Here is a 2,110-nt window from a genome sequence, read left to right as displayed (position 1 = left end):
AAAACCCGACTCAAGCTGGTTCTAGCGCACGATCGCGCAGATTTACCGTCTGCCACACTGGAGGCGATGCGAAAAGAGATTCTAGAAGTCGTTTCGCGCTACGTGGAGCTAGACACCGATAGTATGGAATTCTCGTTGGAGAACTCGCAGCGAGCCACCGCGCTGATCGCCAATCTGCCGATTCGCCGCGTTCGTTTGGTTGATCCGCCGCCTGCTGCATCTCCTGAACCCGCGCCAGCGTCTATTGCGCCGCCAGCGCCTACTGTGTCGCCAGCGTCTACTGCGCCTGAGCCGGACGTGTCAACGCCGATCGTGCAAGACTAAACGGTCGTCGGCAGTGCTTGGGGAGACGATCGCCGTCTGTTATTCAAGTGGGACTGAGGCGGTTGGACTGAGGCGATCGTGCTGATTTTAGGCATCAGTGAAGGTGTTACTCGATCAAAGCGCTGCCTGCTACCCCTCTATCTTTTTGCTGCGCGTTCAACAACTTACGATCTCTGGTAGTTTAATCGTGTCTGCCGTTTGAACGAACGCACAGATGCGCTGAGTCTCTGTTGCTTGCTGCTCGAAGTCACAGTTTAAAAACTTCCCTTACCCTCTTTCTCATCAGGGAATTAAAACAATGGTTGATCCAGCTTCTGACCGTCTTAAGCAAAATGCTGAAAGAATCATGCAGCTGTGGGAAGAACGGGCGCGTAATGAAGTCAGTGCATCGATGCATCACGACTCTCTTATCTTGCAAGATTCGCTACCTCAATACTTAAACCAACTGGTGGATGGACTTTCAACCACAATCAAAAGGACGCCTGATCGAATAAAAACCGATCGGGTAGAAAGCCTTCGGACTGGCAGAGAGCATGGACGGGAGCGGGCGGGTTATGCCGACTACTCGATGACTCAACTGATCTTCGAGTACCACATTCTGCGTCAGGTGATCTTTCAGGTTTTAGAGGAAGAAGCGCCGTTAGATGTGCGGGAGCGAGACATCATCATTGACTCTACTGAGCAAGCCGTGAATGATGCTGCCACTCAGTTCTCACAGACGCTGCGAGACATTCAAGAGCTATTTATGGTGACGCTGACTCACGACCTCAGAGGTCCAATCAATGTCGTAAAAATGGGGACTCAACTGATTCTGCGTCGGCTTGAACGAGGTGATACCCACGTTGATGTAGCGGCGAGGATGATCAGCGCGATCGATCGGCTGGATTCCATGATTCAAAATCTGCTCGATGCAAGTCGGCTGCGGTCAGGGCAGGGCTTAGCGCTTGAGTTTGAAGAATGCTATTTAAATGGGCTAGTCCAGGATGTTGTGGAAGATTTGAGCTTTATGTACGGGGAGCGCTTTGTTGTGATCTCCGATGCGGGCATCAAGAGCTATTGCAGCCGTAAAGAAATCCGGCGAGTTGTTGAAAACTTAGCCGTTAACGCTGTGAAATATGGTGCTCCGGACACACCCATTACACTCACGCTTGAGCAAGCTGAAACGCACATCAGCCTCACCGTTCACAATGAGGGCAATCCGATCGCACCTGATGCCCAGTCAATCCTATTTCAACAATTTCGTCGCACTACCTCTGCTGAGGAGCAAACGGGATGGGGATTAGGATTATTTTTAGCAAAGAGTATTACGGAAGCACATCAAGGTACGATCTCGGTTGAAAGCGCAGAAGGCACGGGAACTAACTTTATCGTGACGTTGCCCAAGGTGCCTGCTGGGATGGCATAGTTGCTACAGTTTTTGGCTGACTTTAGCGAAAGGAAGGACGATCGCTCGTCTCGGCAACATGGAGTTTAGAGTTCAGGGTGTTCTGTTGTGATTACAGGTAAGACCAAGCTGCTCGGCGTCATTGGGCATCCCGTTGAGCATTCCCTCTCTCCCGCAATGCACAACGCTGCGCTGGCGCATCTGGGGCTGAATTACGTTTACCTCCCGCTGCCCGTGAAGCCAGAGAGCTTAGGGCACGCTGTCGCCGGATTTGCCGCGATCGATCTGTGCGGCTTCAGCATCACCATTCCTCACAAGCAGGCGATCGTGCCGCTGCTGTCGGACGTGTCCGAGGTGGCGCAGGCAGTGGGAGCCGTCAACACCGTTTGGCGCACTGAAGCG

2 protein-coding genes and 1 pseudogene are annotated in these 2,110 nt (G+C 52.5%); all 3 read left to right on the top strand.

All coding sequences use genetic code 11. The features are described from left to right. Window positions 1-324, top strand: a 324-nt coding sequence (gene minE / locus H6F43_RS09315) for a cell division topological specificity factor MinE (RefSeq protein WP_190342511.1), incomplete at its 5' end; no start/stop codon positions are given. A 298-nt stretch (window positions 325-622) separates the two neighbouring features. Then, window positions 623-1,729, top strand: a complete 1,107-nt coding sequence (locus tag H6F43_RS21845; protein ID WP_206754549.1) for a HAMP domain-containing sensor histidine kinase — start codon at window positions 623-625, stop codon at window positions 1,727-1,729. Between the two features lie 87 nt (window positions 1,730-1,816). Beyond that, window positions 1,817-2,110 (top strand): annotated as a pseudogene (locus H6F43_RS09305) (shikimate dehydrogenase); the annotation flags it as partial.

Source organism: Leptolyngbya sp. FACHB-36, from assembly GCF_014695955.1.
GTDB lineage: Bacteria > Cyanobacteriota > Cyanobacteriia > Leptolyngbyales > Leptolyngbyaceae > FACHB-36.
The sequence above is the reverse complement of the archived record's forward strand: the minus strand, read 5'-3'. Positions and strand labels throughout refer to the sequence as shown.

Bases quoted from the DNA above. Each gene is read 5' to 3' on its own strand.
- H6F43_RS21845 (WP_206754549.1), top strand. From the start codon at position 623: ATGGTTGATCCAGCTTCTGACCGTCTTAAGCAAAATGCTGAAAGAATC.